This window comes from Thalassobacillus hwangdonensis (assembly GCF_042675915.1).
In the GTDB taxonomy this organism is placed as follows: Bacteria; Bacillota; Bacilli; order Bacillales; family Halobacillaceae; genus Thalassobacillus_A; species Thalassobacillus_A hwangdonensis.
Window position 1 is genome coordinate 1,161,601 of record NZ_JBHTKL010000005.1, and the last position, 25,562, is coordinate 1,187,162.

At 44.0% G+C, this 25,562-nt stretch carries 26 protein-coding genes, 1 rRNA gene, 1 pseudogene, 1 riboswitch and 1 other annotated feature; of the genes and pseudogenes, 21 read left to right on the plus strand and 7 right to left on the minus strand.

Translation table 11 applies throughout. The features are described 5' to 3' along the window. Positions 1 to 10: 10 nt before the first annotated feature. Entirely contained in the window at positions 11 to 481 is a 471-nt protein-coding gene (gene ytkD, locus ACFQ2J_RS15290; RefSeq protein ID WP_386062377.1) for an RNA deprotection pyrophosphohydrolase, read from the plus strand. Between the two features lie 47 nt (positions 482 to 528). On the opposite strand, the gene ACFQ2J_RS15295 is transcribed toward ytkD, so the two are convergent. The 4 genes from ACFQ2J_RS15295 to pckA form a co-directional block, all read right to left on the minus strand. After that, the gene (locus tag ACFQ2J_RS15295) at positions 529 to 1,332 is read right to left on the minus strand and encodes an ABC transporter permease (RefSeq protein WP_386062379.1); all 804 of its coding nucleotides are present in this window, start codon (positions 1,330 to 1,332) and stop codon (positions 529 to 531) included. After that, positions 1,313 to 2,089, minus strand: a complete 777-nt coding sequence (locus tag ACFQ2J_RS15300; protein ID WP_386062382.1) for an ABC transporter ATP-binding protein — start codon at positions 2,087 to 2,089, stop codon at positions 1,313 to 1,315. The genes ACFQ2J_RS15295 and ACFQ2J_RS15300 overlap by 20 nt, the downstream gene beginning before the upstream one ends. 11 nt (positions 2,090 to 2,100) lie before the next feature. Next, positions 2,101 to 3,093 (minus strand): ABC transporter substrate-binding protein, encoded by a 993-nt coding sequence (locus ACFQ2J_RS15305; protein ID WP_386062385.1) that lies wholly within the window; start codon positions 3,091 to 3,093, stop codon positions 2,101 to 2,103. Between the two features lie 384 nt (positions 3,094 to 3,477). Further along, positions 3,478 to 5,067, minus strand: a complete 1,590-nt coding sequence (pckA, locus tag ACFQ2J_RS15310; protein WP_386062388.1) for a phosphoenolpyruvate carboxykinase (ATP) — start codon at positions 5,065 to 5,067, stop codon at positions 3,478 to 3,480. Positions 5,068 to 5,240: 173 nt separating this feature from the next. On the opposite strand from pckA, the gene ACFQ2J_RS15315 reads away from it, so the two are divergent. The 3 genes from ACFQ2J_RS15315 (at position 5,241) to asnB (ending at position 9,664) form a co-directional block, all read left to right on the plus strand. Beyond that, positions 5,241 to 5,627: a thiol-disulfide oxidoreductase DCC family protein gene (locus ACFQ2J_RS15315; protein WP_386062391.1), complete on the plus strand. Its 387-nt coding sequence runs from the start codon at positions 5,241 to 5,243 to the stop codon at positions 5,625 to 5,627. Between the two features lie 54 nt (positions 5,628 to 5,681). Beyond that, positions 5,682 to 5,793: riboswitch (SAM riboswitch) on the plus strand. 258 nt (positions 5,794 to 6,051) lie between these two features. Next, positions 6,052 to 7,248 (plus strand): methionine adenosyltransferase, encoded by a 1,197-nt coding sequence (gene metK / locus ACFQ2J_RS15320; RefSeq protein ID WP_386062394.1) that lies wholly within the window; start codon positions 6,052 to 6,054, stop codon positions 7,246 to 7,248. A 508-nt stretch (positions 7,249 to 7,756) separates the two neighbouring features. Further along, positions 7,757 to 9,664 carry an asparagine synthase (glutamine-hydrolyzing) gene (gene asnB / locus ACFQ2J_RS15325; protein ID WP_386062397.1) on the plus strand — a complete coding sequence of 636 codons (1,908 nt, stop codon included), beginning with the start codon at positions 7,757 to 7,759 and terminating at the stop codon, positions 9,662 to 9,664. On the opposite strand, the gene ACFQ2J_RS15330 is transcribed toward asnB, so the two are convergent. Then, entirely contained in the window at positions 9,651 to 10,529 is an 879-nt protein-coding gene (locus ACFQ2J_RS15330) for a C39 family peptidase (RefSeq protein ID WP_386062400.1), read from the minus strand. The two genes, asnB and ACFQ2J_RS15330, sit on opposite strands and share 14 nt — an antisense overlap. Before the next feature lie 27 nt (positions 10,530 to 10,556). After that, the gene (locus ACFQ2J_RS15335; protein WP_386062403.1) at positions 10,557 to 11,078 is read right to left on the minus strand and encodes a gamma carbonic anhydrase; all 522 of its coding nucleotides are present in this window, start codon (positions 11,076 to 11,078) and stop codon (positions 10,557 to 10,559) included. A gap of 69 nt (positions 11,079 to 11,147) precedes the next feature. Here ACFQ2J_RS15335 and ACFQ2J_RS15340 point away from each other — a divergent pair, with 69 nt between their 5' ends. Both ACFQ2J_RS15340 and ACFQ2J_RS15345 read left to right on the plus strand, forming a co-directional pair. Further along, the gene (locus ACFQ2J_RS15340; RefSeq protein ID WP_386062406.1) at positions 11,148 to 11,933 is read left to right on the plus strand and encodes an alpha/beta hydrolase; all 786 of its coding nucleotides are present in this window, start codon (positions 11,148 to 11,150) and stop codon (positions 11,931 to 11,933) included. 46 nt (positions 11,934 to 11,979) lie between these two features. Next, positions 11,980 to 13,026, plus strand: coding sequence for a tetraprenyl-beta-curcumene synthase family protein (locus tag ACFQ2J_RS15345; RefSeq protein ID WP_386062532.1), 1,047 nt, complete (start codon positions 11,980 to 11,982; stop codon positions 13,024 to 13,026). 12 nt (positions 13,027 to 13,038) lie between these two features. Here ACFQ2J_RS15345 and ACFQ2J_RS15350 read toward each other — a convergent pair whose 3' ends face one another. Then, positions 13,039 to 13,608, minus strand: coding sequence for a class I SAM-dependent methyltransferase (locus tag ACFQ2J_RS15350; protein ID WP_386062410.1), 570 nt, complete (start codon positions 13,606 to 13,608; stop codon positions 13,039 to 13,041). Between the two features lie 106 nt (positions 13,609 to 13,714). Between ACFQ2J_RS15350 and ACFQ2J_RS15355 the strand changes: the two genes are divergently transcribed. The 15 genes and pseudogenes from ACFQ2J_RS15355 to ACFQ2J_RS15430 all read left to right on the plus strand — a co-directional run. Beyond that, positions 13,715 to 14,002: a DUF2524 family protein gene (locus tag ACFQ2J_RS15355; protein ID WP_386062413.1), complete on the plus strand. Its 288-nt coding sequence runs from the start codon at positions 13,715 to 13,717 to the stop codon at positions 14,000 to 14,002. A 178-nt stretch (positions 14,003 to 14,180) separates the two neighbouring features. Then, positions 14,181 to 14,801, plus strand: a complete 621-nt coding sequence (locus tag ACFQ2J_RS15360) for a hypothetical protein (RefSeq protein ID WP_386062416.1) — start codon at positions 14,181 to 14,183, stop codon at positions 14,799 to 14,801. A 24-nt stretch (positions 14,802 to 14,825) separates the two neighbouring features. Then, complete coding sequence (locus tag ACFQ2J_RS15365; RefSeq protein WP_386062418.1) at positions 14,826 to 15,371, plus strand: DUF4247 domain-containing protein; 546 nt, start codon at positions 14,826 to 14,828, stop codon at positions 15,369 to 15,371. Between the two features lie 19 nt (positions 15,372 to 15,390). Further along, positions 15,391 to 15,813, plus strand: a complete 423-nt coding sequence (locus tag ACFQ2J_RS15370) for a DUF350 domain-containing protein (RefSeq protein WP_386062421.1) — start codon at positions 15,391 to 15,393, stop codon at positions 15,811 to 15,813. Positions 15,814 to 15,833: 20 nt separating this feature from the next. Further along, positions 15,834 to 17,366: a polyamine aminopropyltransferase gene (locus ACFQ2J_RS15375; protein ID WP_386062423.1), complete on the plus strand. Its 1,533-nt coding sequence runs from the start codon at positions 15,834 to 15,836 to the stop codon at positions 17,364 to 17,366. A gap of 140 nt (positions 17,367 to 17,506) precedes the next feature. Next, complete coding sequence (locus tag ACFQ2J_RS15380; protein WP_386062425.1) at positions 17,507 to 18,262, plus strand: hypothetical protein; 756 nt, start codon at positions 17,507 to 17,509, stop codon at positions 18,260 to 18,262. Between the two features lie 8 nt (positions 18,263 to 18,270). Next, positions 18,271 to 18,645 carry a GntR family transcriptional regulator gene (locus ACFQ2J_RS15385; protein ID WP_386062535.1) on the plus strand — a complete coding sequence of 125 codons (375 nt, stop codon included), beginning with the start codon at positions 18,271 to 18,273 and terminating at the stop codon, positions 18,643 to 18,645. A gap of 37 nt (positions 18,646 to 18,682) precedes the next feature. Next, a pseudogene (locus ACFQ2J_RS18800) lies at positions 18,683 to 19,336 on the plus strand (ATP-binding cassette domain-containing protein); the annotation flags it as partial. 2 nt (positions 19,337 to 19,338) lie between these two features. Then, entirely contained in the window at positions 19,339 to 20,259 is a 921-nt protein-coding gene (locus tag ACFQ2J_RS15400) for an ABC transporter ATP-binding protein (RefSeq protein ID WP_386062428.1), read from the plus strand. Beyond that, on the plus strand, positions 20,252 to 21,193 hold the full coding sequence (locus ACFQ2J_RS15405; protein WP_386062431.1) for an ABC transporter permease: 942 nt from the start codon (positions 20,252 to 20,254) through the stop codon (positions 21,191 to 21,193). Before ACFQ2J_RS15400 ends, ACFQ2J_RS15405 begins: the two co-directional genes overlap by 8 nt. 62 nt (positions 21,194 to 21,255) lie before the next feature. Continuing rightward, positions 21,256 to 21,472 (plus strand) — a binding site (T-box leader). A 54-nt stretch (positions 21,473 to 21,526) separates the two neighbouring features. Continuing rightward, positions 21,527 to 23,941, plus strand: coding sequence for a leucine--tRNA ligase (gene leuS / locus ACFQ2J_RS15410; RefSeq protein ID WP_386062434.1), 2,415 nt, complete (start codon positions 21,527 to 21,529; stop codon positions 23,939 to 23,941). Positions 23,942 to 24,112: 171 nt separating this feature from the next. Continuing rightward, positions 24,113 to 24,421 (plus strand): rhodanese-like domain-containing protein, encoded by a 309-nt coding sequence (locus tag ACFQ2J_RS15415; protein WP_386062437.1) that lies wholly within the window; start codon positions 24,113 to 24,115, stop codon positions 24,419 to 24,421. A gap of 21 nt (positions 24,422 to 24,442) precedes the next feature. Beyond that, positions 24,443 to 24,781 (plus strand): rhodanese-like domain-containing protein, encoded by a 339-nt coding sequence (locus tag ACFQ2J_RS15420; protein WP_386062440.1) that lies wholly within the window; start codon positions 24,443 to 24,445, stop codon positions 24,779 to 24,781. A gap of 184 nt (positions 24,782 to 24,965) precedes the next feature. Beyond that, positions 24,966 to 25,166 (plus strand): hypothetical protein, encoded by a 201-nt coding sequence (locus tag ACFQ2J_RS15425; RefSeq protein WP_386062445.1) that lies wholly within the window; start codon positions 24,966 to 24,968, stop codon positions 25,164 to 25,166. Between the two features lie 333 nt (positions 25,167 to 25,499). Then, positions 25,500 to 25,562 (plus strand): 16S ribosomal RNA (locus tag ACFQ2J_RS15430); the annotation flags it as partial.

Sequence of the window (25,562 nt, forward strand, 5' to 3'; positions counted from 1 at the left end):
TTGAAATGAGATGAAAACATTCAAGGATTACTATAGCAATGTGGTCAAGCTTTCATTTGATGACCACCCTTTTTCCAAGGCACCTAAGCATGTCTGGATCATTTGCCAATATGAAGGGAAATGGTTACTTACCCATCATAAGGACCGGGGACTGGAGTTTCCTGGAGGAAAAGTGGAACAAGGGGAAACAGCAAGGGAAGCAGCAATTCGAGAAGTGAAAGAAGAAACAGGTGCGACGATTGAAGCCCTCACGTACATTGGCCAATATTTCGTAGATGGCAAAGGTGGAAAGATCATAAAAAACATCTATTTTGCCAGAATCAAAGAACTGGAGCAGCAGGAGACCTACTTTGAAACGCATGGCCCTGTACTTCTGGAGGAACTGCCTGAAAATCTGAAGCAAAATGCAAAATACAGCTTCATGATGAAAGACGGCGTCCTGCCGAACAGTCTCGCTCAAATCAATGAATTGAAGTTATAAGAAAGCAAGCAGGTACGCACCCTGCTTGCTTTTTTCATGCTTATCACTCAGTACTTGATCAGCTTCTTTTCCAATCGCTCGACCAGCTGGTACATGATCGCAGCAAAGATTGCGATGAACATGAGACTGAAGAGGACCAGTGTAAAGTCGAAGACCTGGAACCCGTAGATGATTAAGTATCCAAGACCTTGCTTTGAAACAAGGAATTCACCGACGATGACCCCAACCCATGACAAACCTACATTCACTTTCAAAGTGGAAATCATCGTTGGGAAGGAGGCCGGGAAAATCACTTCCCTGAAGCACTGCCACTTCGTTGCCCCGAAACTTTGCAGCACTTTGAGATAATTTCTATCAATGCCTTTGAAAGATGCATAGACGACTAAAGTCGTAATAATCACAGAAATGATCGCACCCATTGCAATGATTGACAGGTACCCAGGTCCAAGAGCGACGATGATGATCGGTCCTAATGCAACTTTAGGCATCGCGTTCAATATGACGAGATACGGGTCCATGATTTTCGAAAAGCGTTCAGACCACCAAAGAAGCGCTGCCAGTACGATTCCGGCAATCGTACCGAGGATGAATCCTGCAATCGTTTCAAATAAAGTGACCTGCACATGGACCCACAACGAACCATCTCCGACTTTATCAAAGAACATTTGACCGATCTTCCAAGGAGAACTGAATAACAATGGATCAATTAATCTGAACCTGCTTGTAAGCTCCCACAGTACAAAGAAAATGAACAGAATCGCCAACTGCCAAAAACGGACCGTATAGGTTTCTTTCTTCAGTCTGCCAAGGTATTCCTGATGCAGTTCTAAGTCAGATTTTTTCTGTTTCAAGCGCGCTCATCTCCTTCCAAATTTCATCAAAGATTCCTTGGAAGGAGGGATGCTGTCTCGCTTGGAAAGGGGGGAGTTCACGAAGGTCGGACGGTACAGTGAAAATCTGTTTGATTTCTCCCGGCCTCGCTTTCAGCAGGATGATGCGGTCGCTCATGACAATGGCCTCGCTGATATCATGGGTGACCAGGATCGCTGCCTTTTCATACTGTTTCAGCAATCCCGAGACGAAATCCTCAAGCCGCAGCTTCGTTTGGAAATCCAAGGCGGAGAAAGGTTCATCGAGCAACAGGATTTTTGGCTCAGTGATTAGCGTACGTGCCAGGGCAGCACGCTGACGCATTCCTCCTGACAATTCTCCTGGATAATGATTGACGGTAGGCTCAAGACCAACTTCCTTCAGTAAGTCAAGCGCCCTCAGTTCCATCTTTGTATTCACTTGATGCGTAATTTTAGGACCTAACATGACGTTTTCTTTAATTGTCTTCCATGGAAATAGATAGTCCTGCTGGAGCATATAGCCCATGTCGACAGTGTTAGCTTCACCATTGGAGGAATCGATCTCGATTTTCCCGCTTGTAGGCGGAATCAACCCGGCTATGATAGAAAGCAGTGTAGTTTTACCACAGCCACTAGGGCCGAGGATGGAGATGAATTCCCCATCCTCAAGGGTGAAGCTGATATTTTCCAGCGCTTTTGTATAGTCCTGTTTTGTATAATAGTGATGGGAAATTTGGTTGACGGTCAGCAAGGACACTGGAATTCCTCCTACTCGTTGATGATTTCTTCCGCTATCTCTGTATTCACAAGGTCAGCATGAGGTACATCCTCAGGCAATTCTCCTGCTTCATCCATGATTGCTTTCAAGTTGTTCCATTCTTCTTCATCGAGGATCGGATCAGTTGCAAAAGAACCTTGACTCTTATAACGGTCAACTACAGTCGTGATCAAATCCAATTCCGTATCTTCAAAATATGGCTGGATGAGCTTAGCTGTCTCTTCAGCCGGTTGTTCTTCCACCCATTTCTGAGCTTTATAGACTGCACGGGTGAACTTCTTGATCGCTTCCTCATCTTCGTCGATCATGCTCGCTTTTGCCATGAATACCGTATATGGGACATGACCGGATTCCTCACCGAAGCTGGCAATGATATGGCCGACACCTTCTTTTTCAAAGATACTCGCAGTTGGTTCGAATAGCTGGACGTAATCACCTGTACCTGAAGCAAATGCACTTGGTATATTGGCGAAATCAATATTTTGGATCAATTCTAGATCCTGTTGGGGATCGATTCCGTTCTGTTTAAGCACGTACTCTCCTACCATCTGTGGCATACCGCCTTTACGCTGTCCAAGGAAGGTGCTGCCCTTCAAGTCTTCCCATTTGAAGTCTGTCACTTCTTCTCTGGCGACAAGGAACGTACCATCTGTCTGCGTCAGCTGCGCGAAGTTGATGACGGGATCATTCGCTTCTCTTGCTTTCACATAAATGGAGGTTTCAGAACCGACAAGGGCAATGTCTGCTCCATCAGATAATAGCGTCGTCATCGTCTTATCTCCGCCCCAAGTTGTTGTCAGCTCGACTTCCAATCCTTCATCTTCAAAAAAACCTTTCTCCAACGCTACATATTGCGGGGCATAAAAAATCGAGCGGGTTACTTCTGCTACTTTCAATTTTGTCGTTTGCTGCCCACAGGCGCTCAATGCAACGGTTAGAAAGAGGGTTAACAGTGCAATTCCTATCACTTTAAGTTTTTTCATACGGAAGCTTCCTCCTGTTTAGTAAGGTCAAATCACTAAGATAGCTTATGTTGGAGGGAAAATATGTGTGAATGCCTAAATCAGGAAAGGGGAGAAGGGGATTTCGATAGGGGGAGTTGGGGTGTTTGGAAAACGATTCGCTTTCCTGCGGTGATGGCGGCAAGCCTCCTCGAGCTATCGCTCTGTGGGGTCTTGCCAGCCAGTCTATTACCGCGGGAGTCTCACCGTTTTCCTAACACCCCACACATAATAGAATTAAACCAACCTTCACACCTATCTCAAGCAAACTTCTTAAATGCATAAAAAGAAAAAGCGGATGCTCCCTGGTGGGAACATCCGCTTTTCATCTATTTCATATTGGAGATGGGGAACAATATTCAGGTGCTAGCCTCGGTAAGATGGGCCGGCAGATGCGATTTCATCACTTGCTTTTGTGAATTTCTCGAAGTTCTCGTGGAACTTCATCGCAAGCTCTTTCGCTTTTTTATCATATGCTTCTGGATCGTTCCACGTTTTACGAGGAACAAGTACATCATCAGGTACCCCTGGAACGTGCATCGGAATTTCAAGCCCGAAGATTGGGTCCTGCGTTGTCTCAGCATTATTCAACTCGCCCTCAAGAGCTGAGTGGATCATGGCTCTCGTGTAGGAAAGCTTCATACGGCTGCCTTCGCCATAAGCGCCTCCAGTCCATCCTGTGTTAACAAGGAACACATTCGAATTGAACTGGTCAATCTTCTCCCCGAGCATTTCTGCATAGGTAGAAGGAGCAAGCGGCAGGAATGGAGATCCAAAGCATGCTGAGAATGTCGCTTCTGGTGAAGTGACTCCACGCTCTGTGCCTGCAAGCTTACTTGTATAGCCGCTAAGGAAGTGGTACATCGCCTGCTCTTTCGTCAATTTGCTGATTGGAGGCAGGACACCGAATGCATCAGCAGTCAAGAAGATGATCGTATTCGGGTGACCAGCTACACTAGGAATTACGATATTATCAATATTATCGATCGGATAAGCGGCACGTGTATTTTCAGTCAAAGACGTATCATCATAATCAGGCAGTCGCGTATCTTCATCGAGAACGACGTTTTCCAATACAGATCCGAAACGGATCGCATCAAAAATCTGTGGTTCTTTTTCCTGAGACAGGTTGATGGTTTTTGCATAGCATCCGCCTTCGATATTGAAGACACCGTTATTGGACCATGCATGTTCGTCATCTCCGATCAAACGACGGTATGGATCTGCGGAAAGGGTTGTCTTTCCAGTGCCGGATAGACCGAAGAACAAGGCGACATCTCCTTCATTTCCAACGTTTGAAGAACAGTGCATGGACAAGACGTTCTTCTGAGGAAGGATGTAGTTCATCACAGAGAAAATCGATTTTTTGATCTCGCCGGCATACTCCGTACCACCGATCAGGACGATTCGATGCTTTAAAGATACGATGATGAATGCTTCCGAACGGGTACCATCCACTTCAGGATCTGCCTTGAAGTTCGGTGCTGAAACGACCGTGAACTCCGACTGGTGTTCATTCAGCTCTTCTTCAGTAGGACGGATGAACATCTGACGGGCAAACAGGTTATGCCAGGCAAACTCGTTCACGACCTTGATCGGAAGTCGGTAGTTGGCATCCGCTCCTGCGAAACCATTGAATACGAAAACTTCCTCTTTTTCTTTTAAGTAGTCGACCACTTTATGGTAAAGTTTTAAGAAGACATCTTCATCTATGGATCGGTTGACGGTTCCCCAGTCTACTTTATCTTTGGATACTTCATCTTCGACGATGAATTTATCCTGAGGAGAACGTCCAGTGTATGTCCCGGTAGTTGCGCGCACAGCACCTGTGGCTGTGAGAACGCCTTCATTTCTTTCTAAAACGCTTTCAATTAATTGAGGAACGGATAAGTTCGTTTTTATATTTTTCTGTAGTAATAGCTCGGATAATTGAGACAATTGATTGATCGTACTCATTGCGATAACCCGCCTTTGCATTCATATTTTAAACTTGCGAATTCATGTACTGTTAAAATCTGATTATTAGTATAACACATTCAACTCAATAATCCATACTAATATCAGATTTTGAAATATTTTTTTTACAACTACCCGTTTCTATTATAATGAAACAAAGCAGAGGTGAAAACATGCAGAAATCACATGTACTTTATGATGGTCATTGTTATTTATGCCAGCAGTCGAAGCGGATCTTTCAGAAGCTGGATTGGATCGGGAAATTCGACTGGGTCTCCCTTCAGCATTATGAAAGACAATTTCCAATAAGTGAAGAAAAAAGCGCTGCAATCAAGCGGGAACTGCATGTGATCTTACCTTCTGGAAAAGAGTTGTCAGGTTATGGTGCGGTAGCTTATATGCTGACCAGATGCCCACTAACATTTCCGCTGGGTCTGATCGCTTCCATCCCTGGTGCAGGCTTGATCGGTAAACCGCTCTATCGCTTTATTGCGAAGAACCGTTATCGGATGTTCAAAGACAAATGCGAAAATGGTGCATGCAATATTCACGACAGATGAGGTTTCGTTGACATCAGACGACAATTTGGGTACGATAAACAGCGAACGGATACTCTCTTATCCAGAGTTGGTGGAGGGACAACAGGCCCGAAGAAACCCAGCAACCATCACGTGAGGTGAAACGGTGCTAACCCTGTAGCAAGGATAACTCCTTGAACGATAAGAGCGAAAGGAAACGGACCCCTTTCCTCAATGAAGGAAAGGATTTTTCTTTTTATTAAAGGAAATGACTGAATGTGTGCCCTTGTGCACCTGATATCCTATAAAACTCTACTGCTTATGTATATGTCAAATGCCCTGTAGCGTGTTTGCGTTGGCGACATATACTCAAAAACAGCAGGAGAAGGTTAGTTTTTCGTGAAGCTTACTTGGAGAAGAGTTCCGTCTATTATATTTGTCAACTCATAAAGGAGGAGTTTGTTAAATGTCTGCAAATCGCCGACTATTTACATCAGAATCAGTTACGGAGGGTCATCCGGATAAGATCTGTGACCAGATCTCTGATGCTATTTTAGACGAAATCTTGAAAAATGACCCGAATGCACGGGTAGCTTGTGAAACGACGGTTACCACTGGTCTTGTGCTTGTAGCGGGAGAAATAAGCACGAATACGTATGTTGATATTCCGAGCATTGTCCGTCAGACAATCCGCGATATCGGATACACTCGTGCGAAATACGGCTTCGACGCAGATACATGTGCCGTATTGACTGCAATTGATGAACAATCGCCGGATATCGCCGGTGGAGTGGATAAAGCACTCGAAGCACGTGAAGGTACGATGACCGATGATGAAATCGAAGCTATCGGCGCCGGGGACCAGGGTTTGATGTTCGGATTCGCCAACAATGAAACTGATGAATTGATGCCGTTGCCGGTATCCCTTGCACATAAGCTATCCAAGCGTCTATCTGATGTGCGTAAAGACGGAACTTTGGAATACTTACGTCCGGATGGAAAAACACAGGTAACGATCGAGTACGATGAAAATGATCAGCCATTGCGTGTGGATACGATTGTCATTTCTACGCAGCATGCAGAAGAAATCACACTCGACCAGATTAAAAAAGATTTGAAATCCCATGTCATTGATGCAGTCGTTCCTGAAACGTTAATTGATGACAAAACGAAGTACTTCCTGAATCCTACCGGCCGCTTTGTCATTGGTGGACCACAAGGTGATGCAGGTTTGACAGGACGAAAGATCATCGTTGATACGTATGGCGGAATTGCTCGTCATGGTGGAGGTGCATTCAGCGGGAAGGATGCGACGAAGGTCGATCGCTCCGCAGCTTATGCAGCTCGTTATGTAGCGAAAAACATCGTAGCAGCAGGTCTTGCGGACAGCTGTGAAGTGCAGCTTGCCTACGCAATCGGAGTAGCACAGCCTGTTTCCATTGCTGTTAACACGTTTGGTACCGGCAAAGTAAGCGAAGAGAAGCTTGTTGCTGAGATCCGCGAACTTTTCGACCTGCGCCCAGCAGGCATCATCAAAATGCTTGATCTTCGTCGTCCGATTTACCGTGACACAGCCGCTTACGGTCACTTCGGTCGTACAGACATCGAATTCCCATGGGAAAAGACCGATAAAGCAGAACACCTGAAAAAATTACTAGGCTAAACCAAAAGCATGACCCGACAATTCATTCGAATTTGATCGGGTCTTTCTTTTTATTTATAGAGGTCAAATATAAATACATATAGGAAGGGTCTCATTAGGGAACAAGGACTTCAGTGAACAATTGGTGGGATGGAAGGGGAACGAGGAGACTCCCCCGGGAATGGATTGGCTGGCAAGACCCCACAGAGCGACAGCTCGAGGAGGCTTGCCGTCATCCCCGCAGGAAAGCGAATCGTTCCCCTTCCATCCCGGCTCTGTATTAACACCTGAGGTTATTGCTGGACAAAGTACGAGGAAGTGCCGGGGAAAGTGAGTAATTATCTGAACCTCCATACTCTGATAACCAAATCCAACTGGATTTATTCTTGAGATTTTCGTTTTGGACATGCGTTTTATGGGAAAGCTGAAACTGGATAGTTACGGATGTTCTTCCTATATTTTTATGTGCGTTTTTGTGATATACTGCTAAAGTTAAAATGATTCACTGAAGAAAGAGGGGCCTTTAACTATGTGTGGTTTTATCGGTTTGATACGTAACAAGCCAGGTCTTCCAAGTGAAGAGGAAAAAAGCTTATTCAAACAACAGAATGATTTGATTACCCATCGCGGACCTGACGATGAGGGATTTTTCCATAACGATTACATTTCTTTCGGATTCCGCCGCTTAAGTATCATTGATATCGAGAGTGGTCATCAGCCATTAAGCTATGATGATGAACGTTACTGGATGATTTTCAATGGAGAAATATACAACTATGTAGAGCTGCGTGAGCAACTGATCGATTCAGGAGCTACCTTTGCGACTGAATCTGATACGGAAGTCATCGCGGCACTATTCCATAAGAAGCGCGAACATGCATTCAAGGAATTGCGCGGAATGTTTGCGATTCTGATCTGGGATAAACAAGAAGAAACACTGTATGGCGCGAGAGACCAATTCGGAATCAAGCCTTTGTTCTATTCTGAGGCAGAAGCAGGTACATACTTTGCGTCTGAAAAGAAGAGTCTTACAATGACAGATGAAGAGAGCGAAGAGGTAGACACGGATGCGCTGCACCATTACCTCAGCTTCCAATACGTACCTGAACCTTATACAATGACAAAAAACATCAACAAAGTGGAGCCGGGGCATTACTTCGTCAAAAAGCCTGGAGAAGCGGTTCGTTTCGAACGATACTGGCATGCTACGTTCCAGCCGAAACTGATGGAAAAGAATGACTGGATTACGAAAATCCAGGATGTCATGTACGATTCGGTAAGCAAGCATATGCGTAGTGATGTACCTGTAGGTTCATTTCTTTCCGGTGGCATCGATTCCTCCATCATTGTAGCGATGGCTAGGGAATTCAATCCGAATATCAAGACATTCTCCGTAGGTTTTGAGCGGGAAGGCTTTTCAGAAGTGGATGTGGCTAAAGAAACTGCCGCAAAGTTGAATGTCGAGAACCATTCCTATATGATTACGCCTGAAGAATACGTTCAGAAGCTGCCTAAAATCATGTATCATATGGATGATCCATTGGCAGATCCAGCATGTGTGCCGCTTTATTTTGTTGCGCGTGAAGCGCGTAAACACGTTACAGTTGTTTTATCAGGAGAAGGATCGGACGAATTGTTCGGCGGTTACAACATTTATCGTGAACCGGAATCGTTGAAGATGTTCCAGTCCATTCCTGAACCAGCAAAGCAGCTGCTGGCGAAAGTGGCAGAAGTTCTGCCTGAAGGAGTGAAAGGGAAGAGCTTTCTTGAACGTGGTACGACACCGCTTGAAGAACGGTACATCGGAAACGCGAAAATGTTCGAAGAAGCTGAAAAACGCAAGCTGATCAAGGATTATCGTGAATTATCCTATCAGCAGGTTACGAAACCATTGTATAAACGTGCGGAGCATTACGATCTCGTCAATCAAATGCAGTATGTCGACATCCACACTTGGCTGCGTGGAGATATCCTGTTGAAAGCAGACAAAATGACGATGGCAAACGCTCTTGAACTTCGTGTACCTTTCCTTGATAAAGAGGTATTCCAGGTGGCGCGTGAAATCCCTGTCGATATGAAAATTGCTGACGGAACAACGAAAAGCATCCTCCGTCAGGCATCGAGAGGCATCGTACCTGATCACGTGCTTGATCGTAAGAAACTCGGCTTCCCAGTACCAATCCGTCACTGGCTGAAGAATGAACTGAACAGTTGGGCGAAAACGCTCATCCATGAAAGTGAAACAGGTCATCTGATCCATAAAGACTACGTGCTGAACCTTCTGGAGGCGCATTGCCAAGGTAAGGGTGATTACAGCAGGAAGATATGGACTGTGCTTATGTTCATGCTATGGCACCAGATTTTTGTTGAGCGTCGCTACTCAATTGAAGAATTGATCAATGAAGATAAAACAGAAAGCAAGCTCACGTATTCTTGATCGTGATTGCTTGCTTTCCCATCTGCGCCCAGGCTTCTTTGAAGTCATCGATGGGCGCTTTTTTATTTTTACCTAAAATCGGATCATTGAAGTAAATAAACTTTTCGTCATATCCGGTAACTAATACCGAGTGTTCCTTATAGGTGATCTGGATCGATCCCTGAGGTGTTTCCCATGTTTGAAAATATTTCTCCGGCAATTTCCTATAGGTCGTGTTGGTGATGATCCAGACAGGCAACCCATCGTTCAGGTAGTTGAGGATATAGTTGAAATCCTGGCCGGTGAAATCAACTACTCTTTCTCCTGCATACTGGCTCGCAAGTTGGAAAATCGGTTTATGGTACACACCAAGGCCCGGCTTGTCCAAAGTGTACATATCACCAACAAAGCCTTCGTTTGGATGACCATACGTAATTTTTCCTTCTGACTTTTGATAAGGAGCCGGGTTTTTTGTCACTTCAGCCGCAAGCTTCATTTTATCCGTTTGGATATCGTGATAATTAAGCAGCATTGCGAGACTCGTCACTTCACATCCACGTGGAAGCTCAGGGTATTGATTGATCAATGGAGCTTCAAGTTTGATGGATTTCTTCAACTTATACTGATTGATCAAAGGGTGATCCTTCGGCGCTTCTTTCATTTCTTTTATGCCTTCGAGTTGTTGATCTGTTTCTTTTGGAGATAATGCGGCCAATACAGTTGTGCTGTGCTGGTTCAATAACAATACCGCCAACACTAAACTGCAGACACCGAATAAGATGCTGTACCGTGTAGAAAGCTTTTTGTAGTGGTTCCTCTTCTGAAATCGATAGAGGAAGAGCGCCACTGCAAAAATAGTTGCGAATGCCCATAAGCCTATAAGCATGTGAGACCTCCTAAAATACCTTCTACATCATTTATCGGACGATAATAACTTTTTATAATACTGTCCTTTTTCGACATACTCTTTTCGGATCCGATCCATTTCTTTATAGTCATCGTCCGTCAATTCCCTGACGACTTTGGCAGGACGACCGAAGGCGAGCGTCCGTGGTGGAATTTTCTTTCCCGGTGGGACAAGGCTGCCTGCACCGACAAAAGCGTCTTCACCGATTTCTGCTCCATCAAGGATGATGGAAGCCATGCCGATCAGTGCATTTTTCCGAATGACGGAAGAGTGCAGGGTCACTTGATGACCGACGGTAACCCCATCTTCAATCACCAGTGTTTTCCCTGGGCTTTGGTGTAGCAGGCTCAAGTCCTGAATGTTCACATCATCACCGATTTCTGTTGGTGCGACGTCCCCTCTGATCACAGTCTTGAACCAGACACTCGAGTTTTTACCGATGGTCACATCCCCAGTCACCACTGCGTCTTCTGCAATGAAAGCAGATGAATCGATCTTTGGATATTTATCATAATATTCGCAAATCATTAGTCTCCCCCTTATACTATCATTATGAACAGTATAGCAAATCTGATGGCTGGTAAAGGGGAGAAACAGATGAAAAAAATGGAGGCGGAATCGCCAGGAGTCGGTGTCATCGTCATTGTACACGGGGCATTTGAGCATGCGGGCAGGTATGATGAAACAGCACGTTTTTTTCAAGAGCATGGGTACCATGTAATCTATGGAGATTTGCCAGCACATGGAGATTGTTCCGGTAAAAGAGGCCATATCCAGAAATTTGATGAGTATATTGAAAGTGTAGGTGGATGGCTGGACGAAGCGTTCGCATACGAACTTCCGGTATTTCTGCTGGGACACAGTATGGGCGGGTTGATTACTGTAAGAGTAATGGAAGAACTGCAACCTGATGTAACAGGTGTTATTTTATCTTCCCCGGCACTCGGTATATTTGGGAAACCTTCGATCGCACTGCGCCCTTTCGTAGCGATAGGCGATCGTTTTTCACCTGAAATCAGAGTGAAAGCTCCATTAAAGATGGATGCAGTCACAAGGAACAAAGCGATCATTGATCGAGATGAAAATGACCCGAAGATGCTGAAGCGGATATCGATCAGGTGGTACACCGAGTTTGAACGTGCAATTGAAGCTAGTTTCGAAAACATTTCGCGATTCCCGGATGTTCCGACATTAGTCATGCAGGCGGGAGACGATAAGATGGTCAAAGTAAGCAGTACGGAAAAATGGTACGAACAATTGAGGGTGAATGAAAAAAGTTATAAAAAATGGGAAAGCTTATACCATGAGATTTTCAATGAACCAGAACGTCAGGAAGTACTCGAGCATACGCTCGACTTTTTGAAGCATCATACGAACAAGTAAGGAGGGAAAATCGTTGCGTGTTAAAAAACCATCGAATGCCTGGACCATGATGGGACAAGTGTATGTCAACATTTTTCCAAAAGTGAAAAAGGAACTGAATGGTTGGAGGGAAAGGGCAGAAGCCATACCTGATAAGGAATTAAGGAAGCAGGCGCTTGCCAGTATCGATTCCAAAACCTTCCACTGTGAAGGTGGCTCCATCTATGCGTTGCTTGCTCAGGACCAATGGCAAGATGCAGTGCGATTCATCGTCGCGTATCAGACAATCAGTGATTATCTTGATAATTTATGCGACAGAAGTGTTTCGCTTGATCCCGTTGATTTTCGCATGCTGCACGAGTCGATGACGGATGCTTTATCTCCCGGGAATGCACTGAAAGATTATTATCACTATCGGGACAATGATGGGGACGGGGGATATTTACGTGATCTCGTTTCAACTTGCCAGCGTGTATTGGAGAAATACCCGGATTATGCATTCGCACAAACACATGTGAAAGAGCTGGGCTTCTTGTACAACGACCTCCAAGTACATAAGCATGTGGTGGAGGAAGAACGGATTCCCCGTTTGAAAAATTGGTTTGCAGAAAACAAACACCTATGTCCGGATATGGGTTGGTATGAGTTTTCTGCATGCACTGGTTCGACATTGGGGATTTTCTGTCTCGTTTCCTATTCTCTAGGTGGAACGATGTCGAAAGAGTTGGCAGAACAAGTGGGACAAAGTTATTTTCCATTCATGCAGGGGCTTCATATTTTGCTCGATTATTATATCGACCAGCAGGAGGATCAAATCGAAGGCGACTTGAATTTCTGTTCGTATTATGATGACAGCGATCAAATGGAAACTCGTTTCGTCCACTTCGTCCAGGAAACGAACCGGAGGGTGAGTAATTTGCCGGACTCCGCCTTCCATCAAATGATTCATGAAGGGCTGGTCGGCATGTATCTTGCGGATGAAAAAGTGGATCAATTGGAATTCGGAAAGCAGTTCGTTAGGAAACTATTGAAGGTAAGTGGAAGGAAAGCGAAATTCTTCTACTACAACACGAAAATGTATAACAAATTGAAGCCCGGGCGCTCTCATGCATGACCCGGGCATTTTTCATTTTTTCTCAATCGCGATGATGAATGGTGGCGCATTCCTTTGATTGATGAATCCATACTGCAATACGTCATAATGCTTCTGATCCAGATTCTCAACCATTTCAAGCAGCGCGTCTTTCTCCTCGGTGCCACCTTCGTGCCCGTGATAGACGACTAGTACAATCCTCCCGCCTGATTGCAGCATGTAAAGTAGTGACTGTAATGCAGTGAGTGTGGAATCAGGAGTGGTGACGATGGACTTATCGCTTCCAGGCAAATATCCAAGGTTGAAAATCGCTCCTTTCATGCGCAGGGCGTGATCTTCCGTTATAAGAGTATCTGCCTTTGCATGACTGTCATGAAACAGCTGCACATTAGAAAAGGAGGCGTTATTCAGCTTTTCCTTTGTGTTTTCAATTGCTTCCTCCTGTATGTCAAATCCATACACAACACCGCTGGGACCGACCAGTTCACTTAAAAAAAGTGTATCATGGCCGTTTCCGCAGGTGCCATCCACGACGACATCTCCTCGTTTGATCACCTCAGCCAATAACTGATGGGAATACTCCAAAATTTTCATAAAACCCATGATGGCATCTCCTTTTTCATATAAGAATCATCGTAATTGTAGCATGACCCAGCAATCGATGAATATTATTCTTCGGCTCAACGAAAAATAAACATGAGGTGATCCTATGGCAACTAGAGCTTCCATTGATGAAATGATCCATCAGGCAAAAGCAAGCATCGACCAGGCAAAATACGAAATGTCATTAGCTGATCAGAACGGATACCCGATCACAGCGAGTTACGTAGAAGCACAGCAAGGGTTATCCCAAATTGAGCAGCAGATCGACAAGTTGATGCACAGTGCTAACCATCAGCAGAAAGATGAATTACACAGGCTGCATCTTCAAGTATCTCAATGTATGAACGATATGATTCTTGATGGTGTGGACTTGGAGCATTCCAGAGACCTATAAGAAGAACGACCCCACTTAATAAAGGTGGGGTTTTTAATTTTTAACAGAGATATGGCAAAATCCGACTATTTTTAAGGTTATTCGTTGTTTATCAAGAGGGGTATTAGTATAATGATAAAGATTTATTGGGAAAAAATACCTTGATCGAACTGGAGGCATTCATAAGGAGGTGAATGGAATGAAAAAAATATTGAAAATCATAGGGTCCGTTATCATCGGAATTATTGCACTTCTTTTCCTCATAGGGATGATGATGCCTGGTGATGTCGATGTTGTTGGTGCAGACCCGGATCATCCTGATAACCTCTCGTTGATGATGGATACTTATATTACGGATGAGAATTACGAACCGGAGGAAAAGGAATTTGTCAGGCATACGATGGCCGCCCTGAATAAAATCGATTCACACGAATGGGGCAGACTCGATGAATACTTCACGAGTGAAGCTGTCATGGAGACGAATCTCAGAGAAGTTTATATGAACAAAGAGGTTGATCCTGACGAGATTGATGAAATCCAATATGAAGTGACCAATAAGCAGTTTGCTGCTTTCCTTAATGAGGAGCAAGTGAGGCCGATTGGAATGAACGAGGCTAACGGGGTAGAATGGTACGTTTTCCCTTATGATGTCTGGGTGGAATTCAAATTTGAACTGGAAAGGTACATTAAGACAGATGATGGAGAAACGTACACAGATAAATTTGAAGTAGCTGGCAACTACCCTCCGACCTGGCGCGCTGATATCCAGGAAACGCACTGGGCGCTCGGAGCATTGATGCTGCGGGAAATGAATGACTGAGACTCTTAAAGGAGGTGCAAATCTATGAATCTTAAATTAGCTGGGGTCGTCCTTTTCATTGGCGTTGTTTTGACAGGCTGCTCCACGATTGATGCAGCTGTCGATAATAATTTCCCAATGGAGGATATTGTTTATGATGACCAGGGAAATACATCCAAAGTTTACCGCGCCTATGGTCGTTCAGTCGAAAAGGCGGCAACAATCATCCAGGAGGATAGTGAACCTTTACACAAAGCATCAAAGGATGGTAAAAACCTGATGATCTATGATGATTACCTTGTGCAGGTCTATAAGGATATCGAGAATCCGGATGACTCCCTCGTAGAGATTTCAGGAGAAAAATTCGTCCGTAATAATTATGATTCTGCTTTCTTTACTACATATGGAATCGCAAACGAAGCAGAAGATGAATTCGATATGGATTTAGACAATCGAAGCGGAGGCAGTTACATTTACACAGGTTATATCGGTAAGAGTGGGTACGTAAAGAACTCCGGTAATCCATCAGTACGTATGTCATCGGATTCATCAAGTGGTGTACGTGGCGGTGGACCTGGTGCAGGAAAATAAAGTAGAGGAGTGAGGATTAGTGTTTGAATTTGATTTTAGTGAAATTCTCGATATGTATGAATTGTTGATGACATTACTCTATTGGATCATCATGTTGGTGATAGCCGGGGTATGTATGGCGATTTTTGAAAAGTTCACCCCATACAATGATAAAGAGGAATTATTGAAAGGAAATACTGCGGTAGGTGTTCAATTTGCCGGTAAGCTCATCGGATTAGGCATCATCACTGAATCTTCCATTGCCCACAACTTGAGTGTGTGGGGGGCATCCATTTGGATTTTTATCGGATTCATTCTTATGGTTGCAGGATACTTCCTGTTTGAATGGGTTACCCCTTTCAAAGCGGAAGATGAAATACGTAAGAATAATGTAGCTGTTGCAATCGTCGCGGCTTCTGTCAGTATTTTCATCGGGTTCGCAGTAGCGGGAAGCATTACGTAATACATGAAGGAGGACTACTTGTGAACGACCAAAGATATCTTTATCTATCATCAGGAATCGTCTCTGTCTGCGGAATCGTTTTTCAGGTCCTCTACGGGGCAGCCGGAAGCTATCTTTTCGGAGATAGTGTCCTCTATTATTGTATTACCATAGGACTTTTCCTCATGGCAATGGGAATAGGGGCAGCTGTCAGCGAGAAATTGAAAAAACAGCTGATCACCAGATTTGTCCAGGCAGAATATCTTATTGCTGTCATCGGAGGCTTTTCCATCTTCGGCTTATTTTTCTTCACATCCTTCTTTGGACAAGAGGTAGCACAGATCTACCTTTACTTGGTCATATCGCTTACGGGTTATCTGACGGGGTTGGAAATGCCGATTCTGATTCGTAGAGTACAGGAAATCAGGGACGATATCAGTAAAAGTACGGCGAGAGTCCTGTTCTTCGATTACGCAGGAAGTCTGATCGGCTCAATCGGTTTCGCACTTTTACTTCGTCCTATGCTCGGTCTGATCAAGACCGCTTTTCTGATCGCGGCAATCAATGCGATTATCGCATTGTTCATTACCCTGAAGTTCAATAAGGAGATGGCCAAGCCCATCCTCCACAACTTTGCTGGTGCAGGAATTTTAATATTATTGATTACAGGGTTTTTATTTGGAGAAAATTACGCGTACGCATTCGAACAGAAAGTGTATTCCGATCCAATTGTCTATTCGGAAGACACGAAATACCAGCGGATCATTTTAACGAAGGAACCAAATGATGTACGGCTGTATCTAAATGGACAGCTGCAGTTTTCGGAAAGTGATGAGCATCGCTATCATGAAGCATTAGTCCATATCCCCATGGCACTGGCTAACCAAAAGAAGAATGTGCTCATCCTTGGGGGAGGCGACGGTCTCGCTGTGAGGGAAGTACTCAAGTATAAGGAGGCGGAGCACATTACGCTGGTTGATTTGGATCCGGCCATGACGGAGCTTGCGAATGCCAATCACGAACTGCTTCGGCTCAATCAAGGTTCTCTTAAGGATGATCGGGTGAAGATTGTTCATGAGGATGCCTTCCAATACTTGTCCAATACGACAGAGATGTATGATGTCATTCTCAGTGATTTGCCTGATCCGAACAACGAAGCACTCAATAAACTCTATACAAAGGAGTTTTATTCCTTAGTGCGTAACCATCTTTCTCCTGGAGGAAAGGTGAGTATCCAATCCACCAGTCCGGTTTTTGCAACGAAAGTTTTCTGGACCATTCACAATACAGTTGAATCTACAGGGCTTTCCTCAAAAAGCTACCACTTGGATGTCCCGAGCTTTGGAAACTGGGGATTCACACTTGCATCACGTGAACCGATTTCATTAAAAGGTATGGAGTTTTCCGTTCCTATGAAATTTTTGAATGAGGAAATTGCCCCAACCTTGTTCGCATTCGGTAATGATACCGATGAAAAAATCGAGGAAAAGGGAAAATGTTTTGAATTTCCGATCAATCGGTTGAATCGTCCAGTTCTCGTGCGGATGTATCAGGATGCTTGGAAGTACTATTGATATATTTTTTACTACCATCAAAAGTCCGAACCATTCGTATAAATGGTTCGGACTTTTATTATTTTTAAAAACAATATTGCTAACGATTTCGTATTAGTGTACTATCTAACTAGAACGCTAATACAAAAGGTGGTTAATTGATGAGTACGTGGAGTGGACTTTGGTTCAAAGAATGGAAAATGATGCAGGTCACTTACTTGGTAACCTTGTCATTATGTGTGGCAGCTGTCTTGTTCGGACCGGCTTTCTTAGGCTTTGATGAAATTTATTTAGTGTCTGGCATCGTCATTGCCCTGCTGGTGTTTATGTTTCCGGCATTGTTGATGACCAGCTTGAACAAAGAAACGGATCAACTAGCTCAATTCCTTCACACACCGGTTTCCGGAATGAAGCTGATTGGAGTGAAGTTTTTACAATCCGGTTTAGTTGTCGGACTTCTGGGAGTCTGCTTCAGCCTGATAACTATTTTGACTGTGCAGCCCTATGCAGGTTTGGATTTTGATCAGCTGTTGCTGTATGGAATGTACTTTCTACTGTTGGCTTTAGGTCAGGGGCTGACGTTGGCCATTATCGTTTTCTTCTTATGGGTAGTGAATGGAATATTGAGGGTGTATATAGGTGGTGTCAGCATCGCAATTTCTATCGGTATCTTCATCCTGATGATGTATCTGGAGGAAAGGATTGCTGCAACCGAACTATTTCAGCGTATCACCACTTGGGGCGAACTGAGTATTCCTGCTTCTGATATGAGTTTCATTTTCTCTGGAGCTGCAGTTGAGATAGGCATGGAGGATGGATTCGTCTTCATGCTTGGGGTGCCGTTGTTTTGGAGTGTCATTTTAATCGCGATGTTTGCTCTCGGACTCTTCCTGCTTGATCGGAAAGTTGAGGTGTAGGAATGGTGATGGAATTTCAATCGGATAAACCAATCTACCAGCAAGTCGTTGATCGAATAGCGAGTGAAATTGTCCGTGGCGATCGGAAACCTGGAGATAAATTACCCTCCGTAAGGGAGTTCGCGATTGAAGTCGGTGTCAATGCAAATACGATGCAGCGTGTGTACAGGGAAATGGAAGGGCAGGATCTCGTGGAAACTAAAAGGGGGCAGGGAACATTTGTTACGAATGATCCTGCACGTATCGCTGCTTTGAGGGAAACATTGAAGGATGCATATATCCGTAGTTTTGTGAGAGATATGAATGATCTAGGCATTTCCTTGGATGAGACAGTAGAAGGGTTACAACGATTCAAAGGGGAAGAGGGTGAAGGCAATGATTGAGCTTAAACATGTGACGAAGAAATTCATAACTGCAAGAGCAATCGATGATTTAACGGTGGATTTCCAACAAGGGAGAATTATCGGTGTGATTGGAGAGAATGGAAGCGGCAAGTCGACTTTATTGAAATTGGCGTCAGGGTTGTTGCACCCAACAGACGGGGAAGTGATGGTCAATGGGGAGCGGCCAACTAAAGGAACATACCAGAAAATCGCTTATATGTCAGACAGTGATCGTTTTTATCCTTACTTTAACGTTAGGGAACTGCTGGAATTCTATAAAAGTCAATTCGGCGATTTTGACACGGACAAAGCAAAAGAAATCCTGGACTTCATGAAGATTGATCTGGATAAAAAAATCAAACACCTATCCAAGGGGAATCGCGGCAGGGTGAAAATTGCCGTAACCTTCGCAAGGAAAGCTTCTTTCCTCATGCTGGATGAACCCTTCTCGGGACTGGATCCAATGGTCAGGGATTCAATAGTTCGTGGACTTGCTCGATTTATCGATCTTGAAACGCAGACCTTGATCATTACGACACATGAAATCAAGGATATTGAACCGTTACTTGATGAAGTCATCGTCATTCGAAGCGGAAAAGTCATTGCCCGCAGCGAAGTGGATGAAATCAGGCAATCCTATGGGCTGGATGTATCCGACTGGATGAAACGTCTATACCGGGAGGAGTTGTAGAGATGAATCGTAAGAAACCTGTTGTGCAGTTGAAGCAATTAACGAAGCAAATCAGAAAAAAGAAAATCATCGATGATTTATCTCTTGATTTATATCCAGGGGAAGTAACCGGGTTCCTCGGTCCGAATGGTGCGGGGAAAACGACAACGATACGGATGATGGTTGGGTTGATGAAACCTACATCAGGAGAAGTGATCATCAATGGCAAACGACTTGACAGTAACTTTGAGGAAAGTGTCAGTCATATTGGTGCAATCGTCGAGAATCCTGAAATGTATAAATACCTTTCGGGGTTTGACAACCTCGTTCACTTTGCGAGGATGCATGGGAATATTTCAAAAGACAGGATCAATGAAGTGGTACGCCAAGTCGGGTTGGAAAAGAGAATCAATGAAAAAGTCCAATCCTATTCATTAGGAATGCGACAGCGGTTAGGGCTTGCACAGGCGATGCTTCACAAGCCGAAGTTTCTGATACTTGATGAACCTACAAACGGCCTGGATCCAGCCGGTATTAGGGAGTTCCGGTTTTACCTTAGAAAGATTGCAGCAGAAGACGGTGTTGCAGTATTGGTATCTAGCCACCTCTTATCCGAAATCGAACTTATGTGTGACAGAATTGCCATCATCCAGCAAGGGAAGCTGATCAGTATCCGGCACGTTCATGAGCAGGAAAGTGAGAGTGCACACGCATATCGTATTGCTGTTTCATCTTTGGATGAAGCTGCAAAAATACTAAATGAAAAAGCATACGCCTTCGAGATCGTCGATCAACACCTGGCAGTAGAGATGGAAAAGGATGAGGTTGCAAAGTTGAATCGTATGCTTGTTGAAAACGATATCGACGTCTATGAAATTGTACCTGTCAGGAAAACGCTGGAAGATCAATTCCTTGAAATGACTGGAGGTGACCAAATTGTCTAGATTATTTAATCTGATACGGAATGAATCGATGAAATTAGCGAAAAAAAGAAGTTCATGGGTCATGATGGGAGTATTGATTATCGGCATCGTTTTAGTTGCTATTCTTTCAAAGGGAACAGGGACCGGTCAGCAGATTCCATGGGAAACTCAATTGAAGCAGCAAGCAGGAAACTATCAGCAACTGCTTGAAAGTGATGGAATAAGTGAGCGGGAACGGAATTATTATGAAGAAGAACTGGCGATTGCGGACTATCGTCTAAATGCGGACATTCCCCCATTAGAGCTGAATAGTTTTGAACAATATTTGCTGGACTCAAAAAGTGTCCTTGCATTTGTAACTTTATTTACGGTTATCATTGGTGCGGGGATCGTGGCAAGTGAGTTCACCTGGGGCACGATAAAGATGTTGATGATCCGGCCAGTAAGAAGGTATAAAGTGCTCCTATCCAAATATTTGACGACACTGATTGCTGCTGTGATCTTTGCAGGCATCGCTTACGTTGCCACGGTCATCTCGGGAATATTCATTTTCCCTTCATCTGAAGGTGCGTACCTTGTTGTTGATAATGGGGAAGTTGTCGAGCGGTCGATTTGGACAGCTTCACTATTCACGTACGGACTCGCATTTGTGAATTTACTGATGATGACTACCTTTGCCTTCATGATCGGTACTGTTGCACGCAGCAATGCGTTGGCAATCGGGTTATCGATCTTCCTTATGTTCACAGGTCAACAGGTTGTGTACTTGCTGTCAGACTATGATTGGATCAAGTATTATCTGTTCACACATACGGATATGACGCAGTATCTGCAGCCACGTCTGATTGTGGAAGGATTGACGGTACCATTTTCAGTTGCTGTTCTGGCTGTATATTTAGTGATATTCTTAGCAGTCAGCTTTTTTACTTTTACTAAAAGGGATATTGCAACGTGAGAAAGGGCTATCAAGCGCTTGACAAAGCCCTCACGTTTCATTAATATACGGATATAATCTATACAAGACGTATGAAGAGGAGTAGTAATCCTTTATTCAAGCCTCAGAGAATCAGCGGCTGGTGGAAGCTGATCTTGAAAATGGATGAACTCGCCTTGGATGTTGCGACTGTGAAACAAGTAGCTGTCGCCGGCACATCACCGATATCGATGCTAAAGCGGACGCAGGATTGCGTCAAGTTTGGGTGGTACCGCGGGAATCAAGCTTCTCGTCCCATATTTCATGGGATGAGGGGCTTTTTATATTGTTTTAAGACATAAAGGAGGAAGTTTCATGGCTTTTAAACATAGGCGAGTTGAAAAGAAATGGCAGGATTACTGGCTGGAGAATAAAACATTCAAAACAGACGCAAATTCTGAGAAAAAGAAGTTCTATGCACTGGATATGTTTCCTTATCCTTCAGGAGCAGGACTGCATGTCGGACACCCGGAAGGATTTACTGCAACGGATATCCTTTCGAGAATGAAGCGGATGCAGGGGTATGAAGTATTGCACCCGATGGGTTGGGATGCCTTTGGTCTTCCCGCCGAGCAATATGCACTCGATACAGGTAACGACCCTGCTGAATTCACAAAGCAGAATATTGATAACTTCCGCAGGCAGATCCAGGCGCTAGGTTTCTCCTATGATTGGGATCGCGAAGTGAACACGACTGACCCGGACTACTACAAGTGGACACAATGGATTTTCCTGAAGCTGTATGAAAAAGGTTTGGCTTATATCGACGAAGTAGCCGTCAACTGGTGTCCAGCACTTGGGACGGTGCTGGCGAATGAGGAAGTCATCGATGGGAAAAGTGAGCGGGGAGATCACCCGGTAGAACGCCGTCCGATGAAGCAGTGGATGCTGAAAATCACTGCATATGCAGACCGTTTGCTTGACGACCTGGAAGAACTTGATTGGCCGGAAAGCATCAAGGATATGCAGCGGAACTGGATCGGGAAGTCCGAAGGAGCCGAGGTTGTTTTCGGTATTGACGGACATGAAGATACATTCGATGTCTTTACGACTCGTCCTGATACGCTGTTCGGTGCAACCTATGCAGTCCTTGCGCCTGAACACCCACTGGTGAACAAGATCGTCACAGCCGATCAGAAAGCAGATGTCGATAACTACATCGATAAAGTGAAAGCGAAAAGCGACTTGGAACGAACGGACCTTGCAAAAGAAAAGACGGGAGTATTCACAGGTGCTTACGCAATCAATCCGATCAATGGCAGCAAAATGCCGATCTGGGTTGCTGATTATGTATTGATGAGCTATGGAAGCGGCGCAATCATGGCCGTACCGGCACACGATGAACGCGATTATGAGTTCGCCAAAACTTTCGACCTTCCAATTGTAGAAGTAGTGGAAGGCGGAAATGTTGAAGAAGAAGCTTACACAGGTGATGGGAAGCATGTGAACTCCGATTTCCTTGATGGTCTTGGAAAAGAAGAAGCGATTGAAAAAGCGATCGAATGGCTGGAAGAGAACGGTAAAGGGGAAAAGAAAACAACTTATCGCCTGCGTGACTGGCTGTTCAGCCGTCAGCGCTACTGGGGTGAACCAATCCCGATGATCCATTGGGAAGATGGCTCGATGTCACCAGTGCCTGAAGAAGAGCTGCCACTTGCACTCCCGAAAACGACGGAAATCAAGCCATCCGGTACAGGGGAGTCTCCACTGGCAAACATTGAAGAGTGGGTGAGTGTCGTCGACCCTGAAACAGGAATGAAGGGACGTCGTGAAACGAATACCATGCCTCAATGGGCAGGAAGCTGCTGGTATTACCTTCGTTATATCGATCCGAATAACGACGAGAAGCTTGCTGATTATGACAAAATGAAGAAATGGCTGCCGGTAGACACGTATATCGGAGGAGCGGAACACGCTGTCCTTCATCTGCTGTATGCTCGATTCTGGCATAAAGTACTATTCGATGTGGGAGTCGTTCCGACGAAGGAACCATTCCAGAAATTGTTCAACCAAGGAATGATTCTTGGTGAAAACAACGAAAAAATGAGTAAATCAAAAGGAAATGTCGTCAACCCGGATGATATCGTCGATAGCCATGGAGCGGATACCCTACGTCTTTATGAAATGTTCATGGGACCTCTGGAGGCATCAGTTGCATGGTCAACAAACGGACTTGACGGAGCGAGACGCTTCCTTGACCGCGTCTACCGTCTGATGGTCAATGAAAATGGCGAGCTTTCTGAAAAAGTAGTGGATGAGCAAGATTCCACACTTGAAAAGACTTATCATGAAACTGTCAAAAAAGTGACCGAAAACTTTGAGGGTCTTCGTTTCAATACAGGGATCTCGCAAATGATGGTGTTCATCAATGAAGGATACAAAGTCGATAAGCTTCCGAAAACCTATATGGAAGGATTCGTGAAACTTCTTGCACCGGTAGCACCTCACCTTGCTGAAGAGCTTTGGGAAAAGCTTGGATACGAAGGCACGATCAGCTACGAAGCATGGCCAGTCTATGACGAAGCTAAACTTGTAGAAGATGAAGTGGAAATCGTCATTCAGGTGATGGGGAAAGTACGTGCGAAGATGAATGTTTCCAAGGATGCTACTAAAGAAGATTTGGAAAAGCAGGCGCTAGAAAATGACACAGTACAAGAATGGCTCGAAGGAAAAACTGTAAGGAAAGTCATTGCAGTCCCTGGAAAGCTTGTCAATATTGTAGCGAATTAACTACTGTGGGAGTGCCGATTATAGAAGGCACTCCCTTTCATGTTTACGGATGATAAAATAGGAAAAACATATACTAGCAACGATAATCGATACCCCGAACCCTATCTCTTGACTTTGAGAAGATTTCTAATACAATAAATCAGTGGAAAGTGAAAAAAGGAGGAATTTTTCATGAGTAACATTAAAGATATCCAACCAACTGAAGTTGAAAAAATGATGCAGGAAAATAAAGATGTAACATTTATTGATGTGCGTGAAGACGAAGAAGTAGCCCAAGGGATGGTGCCTAATGCAAAGCATATACCACTAGGAAATATCCCCGAAGCAGTAAACGACCTGGACAAAGATCAAACTTACGTAATGATCTGTCGTTCAGGCGGCCGGAGCATGAAAGCGGCCAGCTATATGGAAGAACAAGGATTCAAAAATCTCTATAACATGGACGGCGGCATGCTTGCCTGGGATGGAGAGACTGAATAACAAGAAATGGGGTTATGAATAATGGAAATGTTTGCTGTTGTCGTAGCGAGCATTCTGTTTATCGGGATTAATCGATACCTTTTGAAGAAGAAATACTTGAAGAAGCTGAATGATACAGTAGAAAAAGAAGATCGTTTCTGTGTCATCGATATTCGTGATTATATATCTGCACACCGTGCCCCTTATCCAGGAGCGGAAAACATTCCTTTAAGCTATTTGTCACGAGCATTGAAGGAACGATTCGACTGTCCAAAAGAAATCCTGGTCATCACAGATGACGAACGAGGGGCCAGAATGGCAGCTAAATTGATTAGAAAGAAACAGAATAAACCGATTTATTACAAGACATCTGTTTCTTAAACGATTAAAAGATCATCCATTATTGGGTGATCTTTTTTATACGTATAGATCGTATCTAGTTTATGCAGAAATTTAGAAGCAAATTTACAATAGAGATCCGTTTGATATAGAATAGTTTCGACATGAATTTCTTGAATCAATTTTCCTGCATGTTTAAATATGAGGCTTGGGAGTGGAATGAAAGATGACTGGAAAAGAGAAAAGGTGGAGACGCTTTTACATTTTCTTGATGATATTTTTCTATGGTGTATATTTACCGATTTCGTTATTCGAGTGGATCGTCGGTAGTTCAGGTTTTCCATATACAGCATTAATTGTTGGTTTGGCTCTGCCATGGATGCGGAAGAATCATATCCATACAATTAAGAAACAATGGGGCACGTAGATAATCTATAAGAATAGTGATTTATCAGATTATGAAAAAGGGTGTTGACTTTCTATTTCAACCCATGTAATATAGTCAACGTTGCTTCTTTAAGCAGCAACAAAAAAGTGCCAATCGAGGCAAAAAATTCTAGTTATATTTTCTCTTTTGAAATATTGACAATATTCACTGAAATGTGCTAGAATTTATTTACTGTCGCTAAGGCAGTAGGCGAAATATTGATCTTTGAAAACTGAACGAACCAACCAGTACGTCAATTATGTTTCTTCATTATTATGAGGGAACGACAACAAGCACTTTCGAGTGCATTTTAATGAGCTAATCAACTCAACTTTTATGGAGAGTTTGATCCTGGCTCAGGACGAACGCTGGCGGCGTGCCTAATACATGCAAGTC

Excerpts from the sequence above, each read along its gene's own strand:
- ACFQ2J_RS15355 (WP_386062413.1), top strand. The coding sequence starts at position 13,715 with ATGGCAACTAGAGCTTCCATTGATGAAATGATCCATCAGGCAAAAGCA.
- ACFQ2J_RS15340 (WP_386062406.1), top strand. The coding sequence starts at position 11,148 with ATGAAAAAAATGGAGGCGGAATCGCCAGGAGTCGGTGTCATCGTCATT.
- ACFQ2J_RS15385 (WP_386062535.1), top strand. The coding sequence starts at position 18,271 with ATGGAATTTCAATCGGATAAACCAATCTACCAGCAAGTCGTTGATCGA.
- pckA (WP_386062388.1), bottom strand. The coding sequence starts at position 5,067 with ATGAGTACGATCAATCAATTGTCTCAATTATCCGAGCTATTACTACAG.
- ytkD (WP_386062377.1), top strand. The coding sequence starts at position 11 with ATGAAAACATTCAAGGATTACTATAGCAATGTGGTCAAGCTTTCATTT.
- ACFQ2J_RS15400 (WP_386062428.1), top strand. The coding sequence starts at position 19,339 with ATGAATCGTAAGAAACCTGTTGTGCAGTTGAAGCAATTAACGAAGCAA.
- ACFQ2J_RS15415 (WP_386062437.1), top strand. The coding sequence starts at position 24,113 with ATGAGTAACATTAAAGATATCCAACCAACTGAAGTTGAAAAAATGATG.
- ACFQ2J_RS15365 (WP_386062418.1), top strand. The coding sequence starts at position 14,826 with ATGAATCTTAAATTAGCTGGGGTCGTCCTTTTCATTGGCGTTGTTTTG.
- asnB (WP_386062397.1), top strand. The coding sequence starts at position 7,757 with ATGTGTGGTTTTATCGGTTTGATACGTAACAAGCCAGGTCTTCCAAGT.
- ACFQ2J_RS15420 (WP_386062440.1), top strand. The coding sequence starts at position 24,443 with ATGGAAATGTTTGCTGTTGTCGTAGCGAGCATTCTGTTTATCGGGATT.
- ACFQ2J_RS15305 (WP_386062385.1), bottom strand. The coding sequence starts at position 3,093 with ATGAAAAAACTTAAAGTGATAGGAATTGCACTGTTAACCCTCTTTCTA.
- ACFQ2J_RS15380 (WP_386062425.1), top strand. The coding sequence starts at position 17,507 with ATGAGTACGTGGAGTGGACTTTGGTTCAAAGAATGGAAAATGATGCAG.
- ACFQ2J_RS15345 (WP_386062532.1), top strand. The coding sequence starts at position 11,980 with ATGATGGGACAAGTGTATGTCAACATTTTTCCAAAAGTGAAAAAGGAA.
- ACFQ2J_RS15350 (WP_386062410.1), bottom strand. The coding sequence starts at position 13,608 with ATGGGTTTTATGAAAATTTTGGAGTATTCCCATCAGTTATTGGCTGAG.
- metK (WP_386062394.1), top strand. The coding sequence starts at position 6,052 with ATGTCTGCAAATCGCCGACTATTTACATCAGAATCAGTTACGGAGGGT.
- leuS (WP_386062434.1), top strand. The coding sequence starts at position 21,527 with ATGGCTTTTAAACATAGGCGAGTTGAAAAGAAATGGCAGGATTACTGG.
- ACFQ2J_RS15315 (WP_386062391.1), top strand. The coding sequence starts at position 5,241 with ATGCAGAAATCACATGTACTTTATGATGGTCATTGTTATTTATGCCAG.
- ACFQ2J_RS15335 (WP_386062403.1), bottom strand. The coding sequence starts at position 11,078 with ATGATTTGCGAATATTATGATAAATATCCAAAGATCGATTCATCTGCT.
- ACFQ2J_RS15330 (WP_386062400.1), bottom strand. The coding sequence starts at position 10,529 with ATGCTTATAGGCTTATGGGCATTCGCAACTATTTTTGCAGTGGCGCTC.
- ACFQ2J_RS15360 (WP_386062416.1), top strand. The coding sequence starts at position 14,181 with ATGAAAAAAATATTGAAAATCATAGGGTCCGTTATCATCGGAATTATT.
- ACFQ2J_RS15425 (WP_386062445.1), top strand. The coding sequence starts at position 24,966 with ATGACTGGAAAAGAGAAAAGGTGGAGACGCTTTTACATTTTCTTGATG.